Origin of the sequence: Longitalea arenae (assembly GCF_016924755.1) — a bacterium.
GTDB lineage: Bacteria > Bacteroidota > Bacteroidia > Chitinophagales > Chitinophagaceae > Niastella > Niastella arenae.
Genome location: NZ_JAFFJX010000010.1, coordinates 19,613 through 39,544 on the forward strand (window position 1 = coordinate 19,613; position 19,932 = coordinate 39,544).

Sequence of the window (19,932 nt, forward strand, 5' to 3'; positions counted from 1 at the left end):
ATGGATTTGTTAGCGTCCTATTGGTATGTCATTGTGATCATACTCTTTTTATTTGCCGGTTTGAAGACCATCAACCAGGGCTTTGTTGGGGTAGTGACCATGTTTGGAAAATACCGCCGGGTACTAAACCCTGGCCTGAATTTTTTAATACCCTTCCTGGAACAGATCAGCCGCCGGGTAAGTATCCAGAACCGTTCCGTGGAGATGGAGTTCCAGGCAGTGACTTCCGACCAGGCCAATGTGTATTTTAAAAGCATGTTGCTGTACTCGGTGCAGAATGCCGATGAAGAAACCATAAAAAAAGTTGCCTTCAAATTCCTGAGCGAGCGCGACCTTATGCAGGCGCTCACCCGCACCATTGAAGGTACCATCAGGTCATTTGTGGCCACCAAACGCCAGGCCGAGATCCTGGGCCTGCGCAAGGAGATCGTAGAGTATGTTAAAGAGCAAATAGACCATCTGCTGGAAGAATGGGGATATCACCTGCTCGACCTGCAGATCAACGATATTACATTCGATAAAGCGATTATGGACAGTATGAGCAAGGTGGTGGCCAGTAATAACCTTAAAGCCGCGGCAGAGAATGAAGGCCAGGCCCTGCTGATCACTAAAACAAAATCGGCTGAAGCAGAAGGTAATGCCATCAAAATTGCGGCTGAGGCTGAACGTACAGCTGCCCAGTTACGCGGTCAGGGGGTAGCGTTGTTCCGTGAAGAAGTAGCCCGCGGTATGAGCCAGGCAGCCGAACAAATGAAACAGGCAAACCTCGATACGAATGTGATCCTGTTCAGTATGTGGACGGAAGCCATTAAGAATTTTGCCGAAGTTGGCAAGGGTAATATCATTTTCCTCGATGGCAGCAGTGAAAGCATGCAGCGCAATATGCAGCAGATCATGGCGATGATGCAAATGAAGGGCGATCCGGATCAGCGCCGGAATTAACGATTTATTGGCTGTACAATTATGACTATCAGGTAATTCAATTAGCAAACTTTTAAGAAATATTAAATCGTTCGATTCGTTTTAGGCACACATTTGCCTACATTTACACCATTGTTGATTTTAAAAAAATATCTGGATGAATTGGTTTTTTTTACAAGTTACCAATCCCGCTACCACTTCCGTCGCCGATTCTTTGACAAGAGCCACTCCAGCTGGCGCCCAGGACGCCCAAACCATGAATGTTATGGAGCTTCTGGCAAATGGCGGTCCCCTCATGATACCCCTGGGATTGTTGTTCGTACTGGCTGTCTTCTTCTTTTTTGAAAGGCTCATTGCCATCCGCAAGGCCAGTAAGATCGATCCCAACTTCATGTACATTATACGGGATAATATTTTAAGTGGAAATGTATCAGCAGCCCGGTCAATGGCCAAGAATACCTCAAACCCTGTTGCCCGCATTATCGATAAAGGCTTGCAACGGATCGGTAAACCCATCGATGCCATTGAAAAGAGCATGGAAAATGTAGGCGTTCTCGAAGTGTATAAAATGGAGCGTAACCTGTCAGTCTTATCGCTGGTTTACGGTATTGCGCCTATGTTCGGGTTCCTCGGAACCATCTTTGGTATGTTGCAATTGTTCTATAATATCAATGCATCGGGTGAGTTTACACCAGCCCAGATCGCAGGTGGTATCTATACAAAAATGATCACGTCTGCAGCCGGGTTGATCATCGGTCTGCTCGCTTATGTGGCTTATAACTTCCTGAATGCGCAGATCGATAAAACGGTGAACCGCATGGAAGTGGCCAAAGCCGAGTTCATGGATATTTTGCAGGAGCCAACGAGATAGTTGATGCAATCTTCATCCTTATACATTATACCTTAAACGTTTCAAAAAATGAGTATAAGAAGAAGACTTAGAACACATGGAGAGATGCATGCAGGAGCCTTGAATGATATCCTGTTCATCCTGTTGTTCTTCTTCCTTATTGTATCAACCCTGGCCAATCCGAATGTGATCAAGCTGTCGCAGCCAAAGGCCAAAAGTGATACAAAAGCCAAACAAACGGTAATCGTGAATATAAAACCTACCGGGGAATATATCATCAACGGTAAACAGATCAGTATTGAAGAAATGAGGACCTTCATTCAGCCTTATGTGCAGAAAGATTCAACGCAGGCAACAATAGCGATCAATGCCGATAAAACCGTTCCGCTCGAGAATGTAGTGGCGGTGATGCGCGTAGCCCGCGATCTCGGTGCACGATCAACGCTGCTGGTAGACACGAAGGTCAATTAGCTGATTAGCTGATGTGCTGATTTGCTAATGAATACAAAAACAGAATTAGCTGATTAGCTGATGTGCTGATTTGCTAATGAATACAAAAACAGAATTAGCTGATTTGCTGATGTGCTGATTTGCTAATGAATGCAAAAAACATAACTAAATGATGCTCGATTATCGGAACTGTATTTCCATTAGCACATTAGCATATTAGCAAATTAGCACATTGGTTTTCATTATCACATTGATCATCCTGTCTTTCCCCTGAAAATCCTTCTTCACTTCAGCCACAAAGCCTTTCGATTCAAACAAGGTTTTTGTGCGTTCGCCCAGATCTTCGTGAATTTCGGCGAAGAGGGCGCCGCCGGGTAATAGATACTGTTGCGCAAAGCAGGCCATGGCATCATAGAATACCAGCGGATCTTCATTGGGCACGAATAGAGCCAGGTGTGGCTCATAGGCCAGCACATGCTGCAACATGCTGCTTTGATCGCTATGCGGTATATAAGGCGGGTTGCTTACAATGATATCGACTGCGGGCAGGCCAGGCCAGGTCCTGGGATCCAGGAAATCGGCCTGCAAAAAATGAACATCGGCGCCATGGGTGCTTGCATTACGGGCAGCTACCGCCAGCGCAGCTGCGCTCACATCACAGGAATACACTTCTGCCTGAGGAATTTTCTTTTTAAGCGCCACGGGAATACAACCGCTTCCTGTGCCTATATCGAGGATGCTGAGGGAAGAAGATCCATTGGCTTTCGCAACTTCGTCATTCGGTTTCAGGCTTTTATTTCCAGGTTCTGCGTTTCTTGCTTCGTACTTCTTACTTCTTACTTCGTATAGTTGGGCTTCCGAAACAACCCACTCCACCAATTCTTCCGTTTCAGGACGCGGTATCAACACGTTTTCATCAACATAAAAAGGCAAACCGCAAAACCAGGCCTCGTGCAGCACGTATTGCACCGGTTTATGCGACAGCAGTTCGCTGGTATATTGCTGCAGCCTGCTGATCTGTTCAGGCGGCAAAAGCGACTGTTTATGCATAATACGGTCAATTTTACGCATGCCGGTCACATGTTCCATAACCCAGCCGGCTATATTCGCAGCCTCGCGGTTATCGTACAAGGTGTATAGGGATGTTTGCAACTGCTGTTGTGCTTCGTGAACGGTCATAAGGGCAAAGATGAGGGTATTTTAGTGTATATTTGCGGCTTTCTTGAACACCCACGAAACATACATGCAACGGTGTATCGAGCTGGCCAGCAGGGCAGCAGGATACGTGGCGCCCAACCCCATGGTAGGCGCCGTGCTGGTGCATGAAGGCCGCATCATCGGCGAGGGTTATCACCAGTTATATGGCGGTCCGCACGCGGAAGTGTTTTGCGTGAACTCGGTAAAAGCGGAAGACCGGCATCTGATCCCGCTGTCGACGATATATGTATCGCTCGAGCCCTGTGCGCATTTTGGCAAAACACCGCCCTGCGCCGATCTGATCATTGAAAATAAGATCCCGCAGGTAGTGATCGGTGTACGCGATCCTTTTAAACAGGTGGATGGTAAAGGCGTGGAAAAATTGCAGGCTGCCGGTGTTCAGGTTACCATGGGCGTGCTGGAGCGCGAATGCAAAACGCTTAATAAACGGTTCATTACATTTCATACACAGCATCGCCCCTATATCATTTTAAAATGGGCGCAAACGGCCAATGGTAAGATGGCAGGAGAGGCCGGTACAGAACGGCTGTTGATCAGCAATGAATTCACCAACCGGCTGGTGCATAAATGGCGCAGTGAAGAAGCGGCGATCCTGGTAGGCACCAATACCGCTCTCTTCGATGATCCGGCCCTCACAACCCGTTTGTGGCAGGGACCTGACCCGCTGCGGCTGGTAGTGGATATGCATTTGCGCCTGCCGTCCTCCTTACAATTATTCAACCGCCAGGTGCGAACGATCGTATTTAACGCCCTGCAGCATGAACAGATGGATAACCTGATGTATTACCAGCTTACGCAGGATGTAAACCTGGTTCACCAGATCGTACATGCGCTTTATCAGTTAAAGATCCAGAGTGTGCTGGTGGAAGGCGGTGCCCAATTGCTGCAGTCTTTCATCGATGAAGGATTGTGGGATGAAATACGGCTGATCACCAATCATGAGCTCGTTGTTCCGCAGGGATTGCCTGCTCCGCGTTTGCATTCCGGCCAGCTGCTGCAACAGGAAACCTTGTTTTCAGATACCCTCCAATATTTTGTGAACCCGCAAACCCTGGTACAGTGAGCAGTTTATTATTTCTCATTGCCAGTATCATACTCACTGCCTGGTTGACCATTTCCTTTAAAATAATTGAGCGGTTAGGCATTAATAACCTGCAGGCGATTGTGTTTAACTATACGGTTTGCGTAATTACCGGCAGTGTTGTGAACGGAAGTTTTCCCGTGAACGCTTCCCTGGTTCAGCAGCCCTGGTTTAGCTGGGCATTGGTGATGGGCGCCTGTTTTATTTCCATGTTTAACCTGGCGGCTTTTACGGTGCAGAAAATAGGGGTGGCTGCGGCAACGGTCGCCTATAAGTTATCAATGGTAATACCCTTTGTATTCTCCCTGTACCTGTATAACGAAGCGGCTACCGGTTTGAAGATCGCAGGGGTGGTGCTGGCCTTACTGGCTGTCTGGTTCACCACAAGGCCCCATCGGCACGACGGTAAAGGGAAAAGATTATCCTGGGTATTGTGGGCGATGCCCTTATTGTTGTTTGTGGGCAGCGGCCTGCTCGATACCATGATCAAGTATGTGGAACAGGCATTTATAAACCCTGGTAACCAGGATGCCTACCTGATCACCGCTTTTTGTGTGGCAGCCGGGATAGGATTGATCATATTATCATTCCTGTTTATAACGCGAAGGCAACAACTTTCCGGCAGGGCGATGGTGGCAGGAATTTGTATCGGTGTGCCGAACTATTTTTCCATCTGGTGTTTGCTGGGCGCGTTGAAAGGTTATGCAGGCAACAGTTCGGCCGTTATTCCCATTAATAACATGGGAATTGTATTGTTCACGGCGATCGTAGCCTGGCTCGTCTTTAAGGAAAAGCTATCGGCTATCAATTGGCTGGGAATTGTATTATCACTGGGTGCCATTGCTTTGATCGCCTATGGATAGCCGTACCCCAAGCCAGGTGTGTCACACTTCAAAAGCGTGGTACACCCGCATCTTTAATAAGAATCATTTATGAGCGACCCCGAATTTTTCTATACGATCGATAAAACCGCTACTGCCGAGTTTAAGGACCGTGGCAGCAAATTCATAGCTTATACGTTTCCCATCCAATCAGTGGAGGATTTTAAGAAGAACCTGGAAGCGATCAAAAAAGAACATCCCAAGGCCACGCATCATTGCTTTGCGTATCGCCTGGGCCTTGATAATAACACCTTCCGCGTAAGCGATGATGGTGAACCTTCGGGTACGGCGGGAAAACCCATCCTGGGCCAGATCGATAGTAAAAAGCTTACGAACATCCTGGTAGTGGTGGTGCGGTATTTTGGCGGCACCCTGCTGGGGGTGCCCGGACTGATCAATGCCTATAAATCGGCGGCCTCGCTGGCCCTCCAGGTTACGCCGATCATTCAAAAGCCGATAGAAGTAGCTTATACCCTCCAGTTCGATTATACGCAAATGAACGAGATCATGATGCTGGTGAAGCAGCTTAACTGCCAGGTGCTGGAAAAAGAAATGAACCTTTTTTGCCGGATCGTGGTAGGCATTCCTAAAGGACGGCTGGAAGAAGCATTGTACAAGTTCAGTGAAATAAGGAATGTGGAGGTAATGAAGAAAAATTTGTAGTATCTTTCTGCTCACTGAGGTCTGACAGCGTATGGGTCGGTTTATTATAATAATATTCCTTCATATCATATTGCTCATAGCCTGTAAGCAGGGAAATGGACCATGGGGCAAGAGCAAAACAAAAGATACATTATCAGTACACACCGTTCCTTATGAAGTGTTGCGAAGTAAGGCGATGGATAGTGCTGAACAAATGTCTTTTTTCACAGATTACTGCATCCGAAAACTCGAAAGCCATAAAGGGAGCGACCGCTTTTATACCTTAGCCGTTTTTGACGGTGATACCACCAAAGTACAATTCTGCAGAGGAAATATCTGTAGCAGTCAAAAGCAGCATGCCATAGTTGGTTTTGCCAATAAGAACCTTTTTTTCTTCTTTCTTAAAAATGATAGCTGGACTTTACGGCAGGTTATGCATGGTTTTGGTGTCATTAAAGACAGCGCCCTGCAATTTGCAGATGTCAATTTTGATGGCTATAAAGATCTTTCCATCGTCTGGAATTATTCTGCAGGCTCCTGTAGTTGCACGGCGCCCGGTTGCAGGGATCTGTATTTATACAACAGTGAAAGAGACAAGCTGGTACATATACCCGAAATAAGATCTTACTTTGACTTCGGGTTTTCCGCAGAAGAGCAGTCGATTTACCTGGGCGAGCATTGCAAAGGTTTTTATGGAAAATTCATCTGGCAGGATGGGCGATTACAGATCCAGGAAGAATACATTTCCAATCAATATGGTGAAGCCGATAGCAGCCGCTGGCACCTGGAACATTTTATCTATTGCAATGGTGAACGGGTTCCGGCCTATACAATCCCCAATTTACCCCTGCCGGAAAAATGGCAAAGACAGTTTGGATGGTGAATGGTCAATGGTGAATGGTGGGTTGTGCGTGTTGCAAGTTCCAGGTTGCAGGTTACAGGGCCTGCGCGGCAACCGGTGACTGGTGAATGGTCAATGGTGAATGGTCAATGGTGAATGGTGAAAAGGGATCGCTCTATTGTAAGTTGTGCTTGTTTCAAGTTGCAGGTTACAGGGCCTGTGCGGCAACCGGTGACTGGTGAATGGTCAATGGTGAATGGTCAATGGTGAATGGTCAATGGTGAATACAGATGCCTCTGTTGTGCGTTGTGCGTGTTGCAAGTTCGTTACAGAGCCTGTGCGGCAACCGCTAGCCGGTAACTAACCTTGTAACCTGTAACATGTAACCTGTAACATGTAACCTGTAACCTGTATTCTGTATTTCCCGGCAACCGGTAACCGGTAACTGGTAACCGGCAACCGGTAACTAACCATGTACCTGTAACCATCAAAGAAACCGCTCACTCACAACCAGGTCCTTACTACCTGCCGAGTACTTATAAAACCCTTCACCACTCTTTACCCCCAGATAACCGGCCGTAACCATATTGGTGAGCAGGGGACAGGGCGCATATTTCTGATTACCGAACCCTTCATACAACACGTTTAAGATGGCATGACAGGTGTCGAGCCCAATGAAATCGGCCAGTTGCAGCGGACCCATCGGGTGGGCCATACCCAGTTTCATGATGGTGTCAATTTCCTGCACGCCGGCAATGCCTTCATACAAACTGTAGATCGCTTCATTGATCATCGGCATCAGGATGCGGTTGGCTATAAAGCCGGGATAATCGTTTACCACGCAGGGCACTTTACCCAGTTGTTTACTCAATGCCACAATGGTGTCGGTAACTGTTTGGGAGGTGGCATAACCGTTAATGATCTCTACCAGTTTCATCACCGGCACCGGGTTCATGAAATGCATGCCGATCACCTGACCGGGCCTTTTGGTAACCGCTGCAATGCGGGTAATGGAAATAGAGGAGGTATTGGTTGCAAGCACTGCCTGTGCGGGCGCCAGCGCATCGAGCTGTTTAAAGATGTTTAGTTTGAGCTCGATATTTTCAGTAGCTGCTTCAACGATCAGTTCAGCTTCCTTTACACCCTGCACCAGGTCGGTATAGGTGGTCAGCTGTGCAAGGGCTTTGTTCTTTTGTTCCTCTGTAGCTGCGCCTTTGGCGATCTGGCGGTCGAAATTCTTTTGAATGGTTTGAATGGCTTTTTCCAGTTGAGCGGCATGTACGTCAATAAGATTTACGGTAAAACCATTCTGTGCAAAAACGTGCGCAATACCATTGCCCATAGTACCCGCCCCAATGACAGCAATATTCATAATGTGATAATTTGCTAATATGCTAATTTGCTAATCAAAAACAATTACTCATTAGGCTAAAGATAATGTACTTACACGAAAACTAACAAATGTTTGCCTGTATAACAAAACCTGTACACGAGAAATTATGAGCGGCGGTATAGCTGGCATCGCCCTGCGTTAGCAAGGGCTAAGTTTATGCCTGATAAATAAGGCTGCTGAAATTGATCGCACGTCTAGAAATGGAGCCATCAGCACATCAGCAAATCAGCACATTAGCAAATCAGCAAATTGTCAATTCTGATTTTTAAAATCTCCCCTTTTCCAGGCCTTGATGAATTCTGCCCAGGCGGCGGGGTTGAAGATGTTTTGTGGAGGCGCTTGTCCGCTATAATAGTACCGTTGTGCATTGTTACGCAGGAACATATTGGAGCTTTCGGTACCATCGCGGGGTAATGTACGGGCCAGTACCCGGCGTTTTGATTCGTCGGTATTCTTGCGGGCAATTTCTATATCGTCGTCGGGAATGGATACATTCACAAAATCCCGCTCAAATTGTTCCTTGGTGGGGCGCGGTTTAATAACAGTAGCAGGCAGATACATGGTGTCGGTAACCATCAATTGCAGCAGGCTGTACTGGTTGCCTTCCAGGTCGCGGGGAATGGTAGCCAGTTTGGGTTTATAACCGATAGACGTGAACTCAACTATATCTCCCTTCATTACCACAATGCTGAAAACACCCTGCTCATTGGTGATGGTACCCCGGTTCTGGCCTTTGATCATGACGGTCACAGCGGGTATCGCTTTCAGGCTGTCGGCGGTCATTACAACACCGTACAACTGAATTACGGAATCTTTCAGTTTCTCAAATTGAGCGTTAGCGGCAAAGGGGATGGCAATCGCCAGGAAAATAAGAAAAAGTAAACGTCTTTTCATGCCCGTCAAATATATACATAATGCCTAAAATACTTCAACAAAATACTAAGGTCAATGGTTAATTTTGTGGCAAATAAATCTTTTTAACAAAACACTTAGATGAATGACCCCTGAGAAAGTTTTAGATGCATTGAGGAACGTTCAGGAACCTGATTTGGGTAAGGATATAGTTACGTTGAACATGGTAAAAGATATAGCGATTAGCGGTAATACGGTGTCTTTCACTGTAGTGCTTACCACACCCGCTTGTCCGATGAAAGATATGATGGCGAAGGCCAGTGAGAACGCTATTAAATCGCTGGTTAACAAAGAAGCAGTTGTAAGAGTGAACTTCACGGCCAACACCAGCACTAACCGGCAGGATCCAGGGTCGGTTCTGCCAAAAGTTAAAAATATCATAGCTGTAATAAGTGGAAAAGGCGGCGTTGGAAAAAGTACCGTATCCGCCAACCTGGCATTGGCACTCGCGCAGGGCGGTGCAAAAGTGGGGCTGATGGACGCGGATATTTATGGTCCCAGCGTACCGATCATGTTTGGGGTGCGCGGAGAGCGGCCAATGATGAAAAGTATGGGCGAAGGGCAGAAAGGTATGATCGTTCCGCTCGAGCGGTTTGGCATAAAACTCATGAGTATCGGTTTACTGGTTGATGAAAAAAGTGCGGTGATCTGGCGCGGTCCCATGGCCAGCAGCGCCATTCGCCAGTTTGTGACCGATGTGCTCTGGGATGAACTCGATTACCTGGTCATTGATATGCCCCCCGGCACCGGAGATATTCATTTGACCCTGGTGCAAACAGTGCCGGTTACCGGCGCCGTGATCGTCACAACACCGCAGGACGTAGCCCTGGCCGATGCTAAAAAGGCCATCGGTATGTTTAGCCAGGCCCAGCTTAAAGTACCCATCATCGGGCTTGTTGAGAATATGAGTTATTTTACACCTGCTGAATTACCTGATAATAAGTACTATATCTTTGGCAAAGAAGGCGGGAAGCGCCTGGCCGAAGAATATGATCTGCCATTCCTGGGACAAATTCCCCTGGTGCAGGGCATCCGGGAAGGCGGGGACCTGGGAATTCCCATTATGATGAGTGATGATATGATCTCGCGCAAAGCATTTGAAGAGTTTGCCGCCAATGCTACCCGCAGTATTTCCATGCGCAATGCGCAGGTAAGCTCCGCCAGGGTGGCGGAAGTTATTTAGCCGATATGCAACAAGCAATAGACAATTGGCAATGCGATGAAAGCCTTCTCATTGCCGATTGTCTATCCCTAAAAATTAAAGTAACCTGCAATTAACAGTTAAGCATGAATTTTGGTATTTGCCAATTGCTATTGTCAATTGCCAATTGTGTCGGTGCTCCAATATCCTTCCTGATCATCACTGTAAAAAATGTATATGTTTAAATTTAGGGAAGTAACAGAGCTCCTTGTACTGGTTGCACTTATATTTGCTTGTCACGCTTCAAAAAAAGTTACTGATCCGTTGTTACCTGCATTTGATATCGAAGGCCATCGCGGCTGCCGGGGCCTGATGCCCGAAAATACCATTCCGGCCATGATGAAGGCGCTGGAGCTGGGCGTTACCACCCTTGAGATGGATGCAGTGATCACTAAAGACAAAGAGGTGATCTTATCGCATGAACCTTTTTTTAATCATGAGATCACGACCGGTCCCGATGGCAAGCCTGTCACGGAACAGGATGAGCGCAGCCTGAACATTTACCATATGACCTATGCGCAAACGCAGGCCTATGATGTGGGATTGAAACCGCATCCGCGTTTTCCGAACCAGCGTCGCCTGAAAGCTACCAAGCCCTTACTGCGCGAAGTGATCGATCATGTAGAAGCCTATCATAAATTAAAAGGCGGCCGGCCGGTTTTCTATAATATTGAAACCAAATCACAACCGGCCACAGATAACAAGTATCACCCGGCGCCCGAAGAGTTCGTAAGACGGATTATGGAAGTGATCAACTCGGCGAAGATCAGTGACCGCGTGATCATTCAGTCATTCGATTTTCGCACCTTGCAGGTCGTGCATAAAAGATATCCCGCGATAAGAACAGCTGCCCTCATTGAGGATTTTGATAAACGCAACCTGGAAGAACACCTGAAAGCACTGGGGTTCAACCCAACGATCTATAGTCCGGCCTACAGCCTGGTGACCAAAGAACTGGTAACAAAATGCCACGACCGGCAGATCAAGGTCATTCCCTGGACGGTGAATGACAAGGAGGCGATTGAAAAGCTGAAGCAGCTTGGCGTGGATGGCATTATATCAGATTACCCGGATCTGTTGACTCAGTAGTTAATAAAGTGCATAAGTTGATATAGCTTACCTGGTTGATGAGTCGATTAGTTTACGGTTGGCAAGCTATGCTATCTTAAACAATAGAATAATCTTAAAATGCTCCGCCAGCTGGCGGAGGTAAGGGAGTTAAAGGCTATGAATTTATCATTAGAAGGAAAGAACGCAGTGATCTGCGGAAGCACCCAGGGAATTGGACTGGCCATTGCCGAAGAACTGGCCTTACAGGGAGCGAATTGTACCTTACTCGCCAGAAATGAAGAAGCATTGCAGACAGCCGTAAAAAGCCTTGATATTGCCCTTCGCCAGCAGCACAGCTACCTGGTAGCCAATTTCAGCAAACCCGAACAGGTAAAACATGTCATCCAACAGCATGTGCAGCTAAACCCGGTGCATATCCTGATCAATAATACCGGCGGGCCACCACCCGGATCGGTGCTCGATGCCACAGAAGAAGCATTCCTGGAGGCATTCAATCAGCACCTGATCGTAAATCAACTGCTGGCCCAGGCAGTGATTCCCACCATGAAGCAGGCGAATTATGGCCGCATCATCAATATCATTTCTACGTCTATCCGTATTCCCATTACCAACCTGGCGGTATCAGGCACCGTACGCGGTGCTGTAGCCTTGTGGTCAAAGATCCTGGCCAATGAGGTGGGACAATTCAATATAACGGTGAACAATATCTTGCCTGGTTTAACCAAGACCCAACGCCTTGAGAGCCTTATTAAGAACAATGCGCAAAAGCGCGGGCTACCAACCGAGGTAATTGAACAGGAAATGAAACAGGAGATCCCCATGAAGCGTTTTGGTGAAGCGGCCGAACTGGCTGCTGTAGCCGCTTTCCTGGCCTCACCCGCCGCATCCTATGTCAATGGGGTAAGCATACCGGTTGATGGGGGAAAAACGGGGGCACTATAACTTAGTTTAAGTTCACAGTTCATAGTTCAAAGTTCATTAGTTATTAAGTGCATAAGTTCTTAAGTTAAATACAGTCGCGAGGCTGAATATATCAAGCAAACAAAACTACATGCAATTTGAGAATACGGAAGCATTCGCCTGCCAGCTCGATCAGCAGGATGAGCTGCGTTCATTCCGTGATCAGTTCATCATACCGGTTATCGATGGCCGGCAGCAGATCTACTTTCTCGGAAACTCACTGGGCCTGCAGCCGGTGCGCACCGCAGCCTACATGCAGCAGGTAATGAACAAATGGGCCAATTACGGGGTGGAAGGCTTTTTTATGGGCGAGGAACCCTGGCTGCAATACCATGACCGGCTCATTCAACCCCTGGCACACATTGTAGGCGCCTTACCACAGGAAGTAGTGGTGATGAACCAGCTCACGGTGAACCTGCACTTACTCCTGGTATCATTTTATCAACCCGATCAAAAACGGAACAAGATCATCTGTGAGGCGAAAGCATTTCCCAGCGATCAGTATATGCTGGAAACGCATGTGAAATATTGCGGTTTCAATCCCGGTGACGTGATCATTGAAGTAGCGCCCCGGCCCGGCGAACATATCATTAGGCAGGAAGACATTTTACAGACAATAGAAGAACACAAAGATGAGCTCGCCCTGGTATTGTGGGGTGGATTGAATTATTACACCGGTCAGCTCTTCGATATGGCTGCCATCACCAAAGCCGCGCAGGCGGTAGGCGCCAAAGTGGGGTTCGACCTGGCGCATGCGGCCGGCAATATTCCCTTACAGCTGCACGACTGGCACGTTGATTTTGCAGCCTGGTGCAGTTATAAATATCTGAATTCGGGCCCCGGCGGAATTGGCGGCGCCTATATTCACGAAAGATATCATAACGATACCAGCTTACCACGTTTTGCCGGTTGGTGGGGTTACGATAAAGCCACGCGGTTCCTAATGCAGAAAGGATTCAACCCAACCCGTTCGGCGGAGGGCTGGCAGCTTAGTACGCCGGCTCCCTTATTGTATGCTGCACACCGCGCTGCGCTCGAGATCTTTATGGAAGCGGGGTTTGACCGCCTGCAAAAGAAAAGGCAATTACTCAATAACTGGTTATGGTTCCTGCTCGATGAGCTGAACCAGCAGCAACAGGAACCCGTTATTGAATTCATAACACCCCGCCCCGAAAATGAAAGAGGATGCCAGGTGTCTATGTTGATGTTACAAAACGGTAAACAGGTATTTGACGAACTGGCGAAGGCCGGTGTGATCGTCGACTGGCGCGAACCAAATGTGATCAGGCTGGCCCCTGTGCCTTTATACAATACTTTTGAGGAAGTATGGCAATTCACCAATATCTTGCGGCAAATATTACAACTCCAACTCGTATGACAAGGCAGCAACTGGTTGAACAGATACGCAGTAAAAAGACATACCTCATAGTAGGGCTCGATACAGATCTTACCAGGATCCCCAAACACCTCTTGTCAAAGGCCGATCCCGTATTTGAGTTTAATAAACAGATCATCGATGCTACCAAAGATTATTGTGTGGGCTATAAGATCAATACGGCTTTTTATGAAGCATTGGGTTTGCCAGGCTGGGAAGCCATGCAAAAAACAGCTGCATATATTCCGGATAGCCATTTTAAAATAGCCGATGCCAAACGCGGCGACATCGGCAATACTTCTTCTCAATACGCCAAAGCATTCTTTGAGGCCATACCATTTGATGCCATTACTGTAGCGCCTTATATGGGCGCCGACAGCGTATTGCCTTTCCTGGAATACAGGGATAAATGGACCATCGTACTGGGTCTTACTTCCAATAGCGGTGCCCGTGATTTTGAACTGCAAAAAGCAGGTGATGAATTGTTGTACGAAAAAGTCTTACGCACGGCAGCACAATGGGGAACAGCCGATCAGCTCATGTTTGTGGTGGGCGCCACCCAGGCTGCTGAGTTCACGAATATCCGCGCCATTACACCCCATCATTTTTACCTTGTGCCCGGGGTAGGAGCGCAGGGGGGCAGTCTGAAAGAGATCTCGGAAAAAGCCATGAATAAAGATGTAGGCCTGTTGGTGAATGCCAGCCGGGCTATCATTTATGCGTCGGACAAGGAAGATTTTGCTGCCAGGGCAATGCTGGTTGCCAAAGAATATCAGCAGGAAATGGCCGCTTACCTGTAAAAGAAAGATAACGCAGTAACAGCGTTCTACAGCTATTGTTGTACAAAACTATATTTGGTAAGCGCAGGCTTTACAAAATTTCTACTCATTTTTAAGTACATAAGGGGCTTACTTTCACACAGTTCTATTTAAAAAATGTGTATTATTTTTTCACTAACAGGAAGGGCTGCACACAATTGCCGGCAGTAAAAAGCGTTTTAGATATTCTAAGGCGTAAAGATACCAAATGTCTTTTCCGAAAGCGTTATAGGTGATTTGAAGGGAAGAGCGAAGATACACTAAGTGGCGGATCGTAATAATACGTTTTATCGGTTATCAGGCAGGGTATTTTAACGGCGAAGCACTAACAAACCAAACTTCCTTAACTCCGTATACCCCTGTATGAATGGTACATTCTTACATGGGTTATGCTGTTAAAGGAACAACCATTAACCAATAATCAATAGCGATTGTGGTCATTGGTTTTTAAGTTTGGAATAATTCATCAGATAAATATTATCCGATATCCTATAGAAATTTAAAATCCAATCATCGGCTATGCGAAAAATTTTACGCGGGCACGTAATTAATAAAATATTTCTGTTTACCCTTTGTTTAGGTTCTTCATTTTTATTTGAAGCTCACGCACAGGTGTCCGGTACATTTACCATCGATGCCGGCGCAGCAGCCAGCGCCACAAATTTCCAGACATTTTCTGCCGCCGTTGCCTTTCTTACTACCAATGGTGTCAATGGCGCCGTAACTTTTAATGTACAGCCAGGCAGCGGACCTTATAATGAACAGGTGCTTATCAATACCATTGCCGGCACGTCAGCTGCCAATACCATTACCTTCAACGGTAATGGAGAAACAATTACCTGTCTGGCCACCGATGACAACCAGCGTGCCTGTATAAAACTGAATAATGCTGATTATATAACTTTCAATAACCTGGTGGTTGAACCCCAGGGTATCAATTTTGGCGAATACGGTTATGGATTTCACCTCGTGAATGATGCCGACCATAACACCATCAGGAATTGCCGCATCAGGGTAAATCATCACAATGACATTCCCGAATTCAATGAAGGTATTGTGATCAATGGTAATGACCGCAACTCCATAGATCCGGGCGCCAGCAACTGTGACCATAACCTCATTGAGGGAAACACCATTAGCGGTGGCAGTGTAGGTATCACGCTGTCATCGTCGCCGGCTTTTGGTGACCCCGACCGCTTTATGTCAGGCAACCGGATCGTTAACAACACCATCAGTGATTTCTGGTATTATGGCATGCAGCTCTATTACAATGAAGGCACCCAGATAGATGGCAATGAAATAACCGGCGGACCCTTTATATACTACTCTTCGGGCATCTTCATGTCGGCTAAAAACCAAAGCGTTTCCATCATCAACAACCGCATCCATGATTTCTGGGTAGATGAATCAGTAACAGACAGTGAAGTGGCGGGTATTGTGATCCAGTCTGAAAGTGTAGCTGGTAAAGAATGTCTTATTGCCAATAACCTCATTTATAATTTTTCAACCGGGGGTATGCAAATGGGAATTGCCTGCAGAAGCAATCCCAGTTCCTATTTGAATATATATAATAATACCCTGTCCTTCGACGATCAGGCAAGCATAGGAACATACACCTATGCGATCTTCTTTGATGCCGACATTTCGAATGTGAACGTAAAGAACAATATCATAACCGTTACGCGCAACACGAATGTTGAGAACTATGGGTTTTATATAAACAACGATCCCATTGCCCTGGCCAGTGAGCATAATGTCTTTTATATCCAGGCTGCAAAGGCGCCATTGTGTGCCGTAGGATTTTATGGGGGAAATAACATCAATTCATTATCCACCTGGCGCGACATTACAAAATTTGACCTTTTTTCAACCGATATCAATCCGGCTTACACCAACCTGGCTGGTTTCGATTTCAGGCCTACCGCGGGCGCTGTAGATAATATGGCTGCAGTGATCGGTGCTGTGAATACTGATATTACAAAGGCCAACCGCAATGCTACCAATCCCGACCCCGGTTGTTATGAGTTCACTTCCACGGCCTGTGCCGGACCTGTTACGCCGGGTTCGGCCTTCGTAACCCCTGATTCGGTTATGTGTTTAGGTCCGAAGATCAGTCTTGGTTTAAGAGGCAATTCTGCCGGAAGCGGCCAAACCTATACCTGGCAAACAGCCACCTCGGCAACGGGCACTTATACCAATGCCACTGCTGCGCTCGGCTATCCGCTTTATGAAATTACGCCCACCACCACACTGTACTACCGCGTAGCCCTCACTTGCGGTGGAGTTACTGCATATTCTTCACCGGTCAGGGTAATGGTCACTTCCGCGCTTAATGCAGGTACCTACACGATCAACAGTGCCCTGCCTACCAGTGGGGTTAACTTTAACTCTTTCGCTGATGCAGCCCGCGCGCTGCAATGTGGAATCAATGGTTCTGTGATATTTAATGTTGCCAGTAATAATGGACCCTATAATGAACAGCTGATCTTGCCTGCGGTCGCCACATCGCCTGCCAAAACGATCACCTTTCATGGAAATGGCGCTACCATTGCCTTCAAACCAGGCAATGTTGACCAGGCAGTGATCAAACTGAATGATGCGGATTATATTACCATCGACAGCCTTAATGTAGAATTGCTGCCCTCGGCTACATTCGGCATGGGCATACAACTGATAAACAATGCCGATCACAATACCATAAAACGTTGTAACGTCACGGTAACCAAATCTTCTACCGGTAAATTTTTTGCCGGTATTGTGATCAATGGCCATGCAAGTGACCCGGGCAGTATCGTAGATGCGAGCCTTTGCGATAGTAACCTCGTAACAGGCAATACAGTAACCGGTGGTTATTATGGCATTACCTGTACATCAGAATCAAGTATAACCCACACGGTATACGCATTCGGAAATAGCATCACCAAAAATAAATTGCTCGATAACTGCACCCACGGTATTTATATTGCCGGCCAGGAAAATGTGTTGGTCGACAGCAATGATATCAGCCACCCCAGCCGCACCATATTTTCTACCGAACCGTTTGTAGGCATCAAGGTGGAAAATACCAATATGGGCCTTACCGTTACAAGGAACAGGATCCATAACCTTTTGGAGAAAGTCAGGAGCTCTGTTGTTCAGGTGGAGGGTATTGTGTTTGATGAAGTGAACACTGTTCCCACTAAGCCCAGTATTATTACCAATAATGTGATCTATCAATTTAAAGGCAATGGACAGCAGCATGGTATCTATGCCCTGCTCTCGAATTACCTGAAAATTTATCACAATACCATTTCTCTCGATGACACAGCCAGTAAACCTTTTGCCGGTGTTATAACCCGCGGCATCGCTTTGTTTGGTGCAGTTCAACCCGGAAATATCATTAAAGACAATATCATTACCGTAAAACGCGGTGGCCTTGCCAACAAGTTTGGGATATATTTCTTTGCTGCAGATAACATCACTCCCTCAGATTACAACAATATATACGTATCCTCCAATGGTACCGGCGGTGCTTATACCGGTTTTATGGCTGGTACGAATTATGCTACGCTGGCCGACTGGCTGGTTGCCCGTAAAGACACCAATTCAATTGCCATGGACCCTGTTTATCACGACCTGGCCAACGGTGATCTTACACCTACCAAAATACCATTCGAGAACCGCGGAACCAATGTGGGTATTGCCAAAGATATTGTGGATGTTGCCAGGGATGTAGCTAGGCCCGATATTGGCGCCATTGAATTCACCATCTGCCGCCAGCTTACCAATCCCGTACTTCGGGCAGATTCCTCAGGCGTAAATGCCGTCCGGTTCAGCTGGCCTTCCGTGCAAAATACGACTGGTTACCGCGTATCGCGCGATGGTATCAACTGGACAATACCTTCTTCCGGCGCCATGGGACTTACGCATACCATAAGCGGACTGAAACCTTCGGATACCGTTGGACTGATGGTAAAAGCCCTTGGCTCCCGGGTAGATTGCCCCGAATATGTTTCACAACGGGTGATCGATACGGCGCTTGCAGATGGCATCTATGTGCCCAATACATTTACCCCCAATGGAAATAACAGGAACGATGTGTTCAAGGTGTATAGCAATACCATGCGGTCAATTCGCTGGATGGTGTTCAACCAGTGGGGTGAAAAAGTTTTTGAAACCACCGACCTGCAGGGCGAATGGGATGGCCAGTACAAAGGCAAACCACAGCCAATAGGCGTATACGTATTTGTTCTGTCAGGTATCCGCTCAGATGGGTCACGGGTAAATCAAAAAGGAACATTCAATCTTGTCCGGTAATAAAATCCAAAAAACTGTTTGTAATGCAATATCTTAGAAAAACCGGTTTGTTACTGTTGATCCTGATTACAGGAATAGCAGGTTACTCTCAAACAGATCCTCATTATTCCCAATACTATGCCTACCCCGTTTGGCTGAACCCTGCATTAACAGGCGCCATCGACGGTAATTACCGGGTTACGGCCATGTACCGCAGCCAATGGGGTGGTATCAGTAATCCCTTTGCAACGCCCGGGATTTCAGCAGACATTGTAACCAATAAAAATGTAAGCCTTGGTGTTAACCTGATGAACCAGCGGGCCGGCACTATTGGCTACAGCTATATGACCGGCTATGCTACCATGTCTTATAACGGCGTACGCTTTGGTTATCACCAGATCTCTATGGGTATGGCCTTTGGTGTATTGAACCGCCGTTTCGATCCGTCTAAGTTCAGAACCGGCGACATGTGGAATCCTTACACAGGCTTCGATCCTACCCAGGGGGGTACTGAAGTATTGAATAAAACATCCGCTATTGCATTTGATGCCGGCGTAGGTGCGGTGTACTTTGATGGAACGCCGGGCAAAAAGGCCAACTGGTTTGGCGGTATTTCAGCCTATCATTTAACACAACCACAGGATCCCTTTCTGGCCGGCGAGCATGAAAAAATGCCGATGCGCCTCACTTTCCATGGTGGTTTTAAATATAATGTGAATGAAAATGTAAGCATTACACCTAACCTCCTGTATATGCGCCAGGGCAACAGCGAAGAGAAAATGGCAGGCGCTTATGCCCAGATGCGGGTAAACGAGGCCACCGACTTTTTACTGGGCGCCAATTACCGGTTCAAAGATGCGGTATCGCCTTATGTGGGTGTTTACTATAAGAACTATATGATCAGTGTGAGCTATGATGTAAATATGAGCGATCTCGGAAAAGTGGCCGGTAATGCCAATAATTTCGAAATTTCGCTCACCCTCATCGGCCGCAAAGCGGTTAAACAGGATGCCGTTCCATTCGTGTGTCCGAGGTTGTAATAA

17 protein-coding genes are annotated in these 19,932 nt (G+C 47.0%); 14 read left to right on the top strand and 3 right to left on the bottom strand.

Translation table 11 applies throughout. The features are described 5' to 3' along the window. The 3 genes from JT717_RS18985 (at position 1) to JT717_RS18995 (ending at position 2,242) form a co-directional block, all read left to right on the top strand. Positions 1-942 (top strand): SPFH domain-containing protein, encoded by a 942-nt coding sequence (locus tag JT717_RS18985; RefSeq protein ID WP_205512478.1) that lies wholly within the window; start codon positions 1-3, stop codon positions 940-942. A 136-nt stretch (positions 943-1,078) separates the two neighbouring features. Beyond that, the gene (locus JT717_RS18990) at positions 1,079-1,792 is read left to right on the top strand and encodes a MotA/TolQ/ExbB proton channel family protein (RefSeq protein WP_205512480.1); all 714 of its coding nucleotides are present in this window, start codon (positions 1,079-1,081) and stop codon (positions 1,790-1,792) included. A gap of 48 nt (positions 1,793-1,840) precedes the next feature. Continuing rightward, the gene (locus tag JT717_RS18995) at positions 1,841-2,242 is read left to right on the top strand and encodes an ExbD/TolR family protein (RefSeq protein ID WP_205512482.1); all 402 of its coding nucleotides are present in this window, start codon (positions 1,841-1,843) and stop codon (positions 2,240-2,242) included. A gap of 195 nt (positions 2,243-2,437) precedes the next feature. Here the strand turns inward: JT717_RS18995 and prmC are convergent, their stop codons facing one another. Beyond that, a complete protein-coding gene (prmC, locus tag JT717_RS19000; RefSeq protein WP_205512484.1) occupies positions 2,438-3,400 on the bottom strand; it encodes a peptide chain release factor N(5)-glutamine methyltransferase in 963 nt (320 codons plus the stop codon). A 43-nt stretch (positions 3,401-3,443) separates the two neighbouring features. Here prmC and ribD point away from each other — a divergent pair, with 43 nt between their 5' ends. The 4 genes from ribD (at position 3,444) to JT717_RS19020 (ending at position 6,926) form a co-directional block, all read left to right on the top strand. Next, a complete protein-coding gene (gene ribD, locus JT717_RS19005) occupies positions 3,444-4,502 on the top strand; it encodes a bifunctional diaminohydroxyphosphoribosylaminopyrimidine deaminase/5-amino-6-(5-phosphoribosylamino)uracil reductase RibD (protein ID WP_255553014.1) in 1,059 nt (352 codons plus the stop codon). Further along, a complete protein-coding gene (locus tag JT717_RS28865; RefSeq protein WP_205512488.1) occupies positions 4,499-5,383 on the top strand; it encodes an EamA family transporter in 885 nt (294 codons plus the stop codon). The genes ribD and JT717_RS28865 overlap by 4 nt, the downstream gene beginning before the upstream one ends. A gap of 69 nt (positions 5,384-5,452) precedes the next feature. Beyond that, positions 5,453-6,064 carry a YigZ family protein gene (locus JT717_RS19015; protein WP_205512490.1) on the top strand — a complete coding sequence of 204 codons (612 nt, stop codon included), beginning with the start codon at positions 5,453-5,455 and terminating at the stop codon, positions 6,062-6,064. Between the two features lie 193 nt (positions 6,065-6,257). Further along, positions 6,258-6,926 carry an XAC2610-related protein gene (locus JT717_RS19020; protein ID WP_205512492.1) on the top strand — a complete coding sequence of 223 codons (669 nt, stop codon included), beginning with the start codon at positions 6,258-6,260 and terminating at the stop codon, positions 6,924-6,926. A 445-nt stretch (positions 6,927-7,371) separates the two neighbouring features. Here the strand turns inward: JT717_RS19020 and JT717_RS19025 are convergent, their stop codons facing one another. Together JT717_RS19025 and JT717_RS19030 are read right to left on the bottom strand one after the other, a co-directional pair. After that, a complete protein-coding gene (locus JT717_RS19025) occupies positions 7,372-8,256 on the bottom strand; it encodes a 3-hydroxyacyl-CoA dehydrogenase family protein (RefSeq protein ID WP_205512494.1) in 885 nt (294 codons plus the stop codon). A 273-nt stretch (positions 8,257-8,529) separates the two neighbouring features. After that, on the bottom strand, positions 8,530-9,171 hold the full coding sequence (locus tag JT717_RS19030) for a carboxypeptidase-like regulatory domain-containing protein (protein ID WP_205512496.1): 642 nt from the start codon (positions 9,169-9,171) through the stop codon (positions 8,530-8,532). A gap of 103 nt (positions 9,172-9,274) precedes the next feature. On the opposite strand from JT717_RS19030, the gene JT717_RS19035 reads away from it, so the two are divergent. From JT717_RS19035 to JT717_RS19065, 7 genes are all read left to right on the top strand, one after another. Then, entirely contained in the window at positions 9,275-10,372 is a 1,098-nt protein-coding gene (locus JT717_RS19035; RefSeq protein ID WP_205512498.1) for an Mrp/NBP35 family ATP-binding protein, read from the top strand. A gap of 195 nt (positions 10,373-10,567) precedes the next feature. Beyond that, positions 10,568-11,479: a glycerophosphodiester phosphodiesterase gene (locus JT717_RS19040; RefSeq protein WP_205512500.1), complete on the top strand. Its 912-nt coding sequence runs from the start codon at positions 10,568-10,570 to the stop codon at positions 11,477-11,479. Between the two features lie 138 nt (positions 11,480-11,617). Continuing rightward, positions 11,618-12,403, top strand: coding sequence for an SDR family oxidoreductase (locus JT717_RS19045; RefSeq protein WP_205512502.1), 786 nt, complete (start codon positions 11,618-11,620; stop codon positions 12,401-12,403). Between the two features lie 109 nt (positions 12,404-12,512). After that, positions 12,513-13,799, top strand: coding sequence for a kynureninase (kynU, locus tag JT717_RS19050; RefSeq protein ID WP_205512504.1), 1,287 nt, complete (start codon positions 12,513-12,515; stop codon positions 13,797-13,799). After that, positions 13,796-14,596 (top strand): orotidine-5'-phosphate decarboxylase, encoded by an 801-nt coding sequence (pyrF, locus tag JT717_RS19055; RefSeq protein ID WP_205512506.1) that lies wholly within the window; start codon positions 13,796-13,798, stop codon positions 14,594-14,596. Before kynU ends, pyrF begins: the two co-directional genes overlap by 4 nt. Positions 14,597-15,133: 537 nt before the next feature. Then, the gene (locus tag JT717_RS19060; protein WP_205512507.1) at positions 15,134-18,910 is read left to right on the top strand and encodes a right-handed parallel beta-helix repeat-containing protein; all 3,777 of its coding nucleotides are present in this window, start codon (positions 15,134-15,136) and stop codon (positions 18,908-18,910) included. A 23-nt stretch (positions 18,911-18,933) separates the two neighbouring features. Next, complete coding sequence (locus tag JT717_RS19065; protein ID WP_205512509.1) at positions 18,934-19,929, top strand: PorP/SprF family type IX secretion system membrane protein; 996 nt, start codon at positions 18,934-18,936, stop codon at positions 19,927-19,929. Positions 19,930-19,932 lie beyond the last annotated feature (3 nt).

Bases quoted from the DNA above. Each gene is read 5' to 3' on its own strand.
- JT717_RS19020 (WP_205512492.1), top strand. From the start codon at position 6,258: ATGTCTTTTTTCACAGATTACTGCATCCGAAAACTCGAAAGCCATAAA.
- prmC (WP_205512484.1), bottom strand. From the start codon at position 3,400: ATGACCGTTCACGAAGCACAACAGCAGTTGCAAACATCCCTATACACC.
- JT717_RS19060 (WP_205512507.1), top strand. From the start codon at position 15,134: ATGCGAAAAATTTTACGCGGGCACGTAATTAATAAAATATTTCTGTTT.
- JT717_RS18995 (WP_205512482.1), top strand. From the start codon at position 1,841: ATGAGTATAAGAAGAAGACTTAGAACACATGGAGAGATGCATGCAGGA.
- JT717_RS18990 (WP_205512480.1), top strand. From the start codon at position 1,079: ATGAATTGGTTTTTTTTACAAGTTACCAATCCCGCTACCACTTCCGTC.
- JT717_RS19030 (WP_205512496.1), bottom strand. From the start codon at position 9,171: ATGAAAAGACGTTTACTTTTTCTTATTTTCCTGGCGATTGCCATCCCC.
- JT717_RS19065 (WP_205512509.1), top strand. From the start codon at position 18,934: ATGCAATATCTTAGAAAAACCGGTTTGTTACTGTTGATCCTGATTACA.
- JT717_RS19035 (WP_205512498.1), top strand. From the start codon at position 9,275: ATGACCCCTGAGAAAGTTTTAGATGCATTGAGGAACGTTCAGGAACCT.
- JT717_RS19045 (WP_205512502.1), top strand. From the start codon at position 11,618: ATGAATTTATCATTAGAAGGAAAGAACGCAGTGATCTGCGGAAGCACC.
- JT717_RS18985 (WP_205512478.1), top strand. From the start codon at position 1: ATGGATTTGTTAGCGTCCTATTGGTATGTCATTGTGATCATACTCTTT.
- pyrF (WP_205512506.1), top strand. From the start codon at position 13,796: ATGACAAGGCAGCAACTGGTTGAACAGATACGCAGTAAAAAGACATAC.
- kynU (WP_205512504.1), top strand. From the start codon at position 12,513: ATGCAATTTGAGAATACGGAAGCATTCGCCTGCCAGCTCGATCAGCAG.
- JT717_RS19025 (WP_205512494.1), bottom strand. From the start codon at position 8,256: ATGAATATTGCTGTCATTGGGGCGGGTACTATGGGCAATGGTATTGCG.
- JT717_RS19040 (WP_205512500.1), top strand. From the start codon at position 10,568: ATGTTTAAATTTAGGGAAGTAACAGAGCTCCTTGTACTGGTTGCACTT.
- JT717_RS19015 (WP_205512490.1), top strand. From the start codon at position 5,453: ATGAGCGACCCCGAATTTTTCTATACGATCGATAAAACCGCTACTGCC.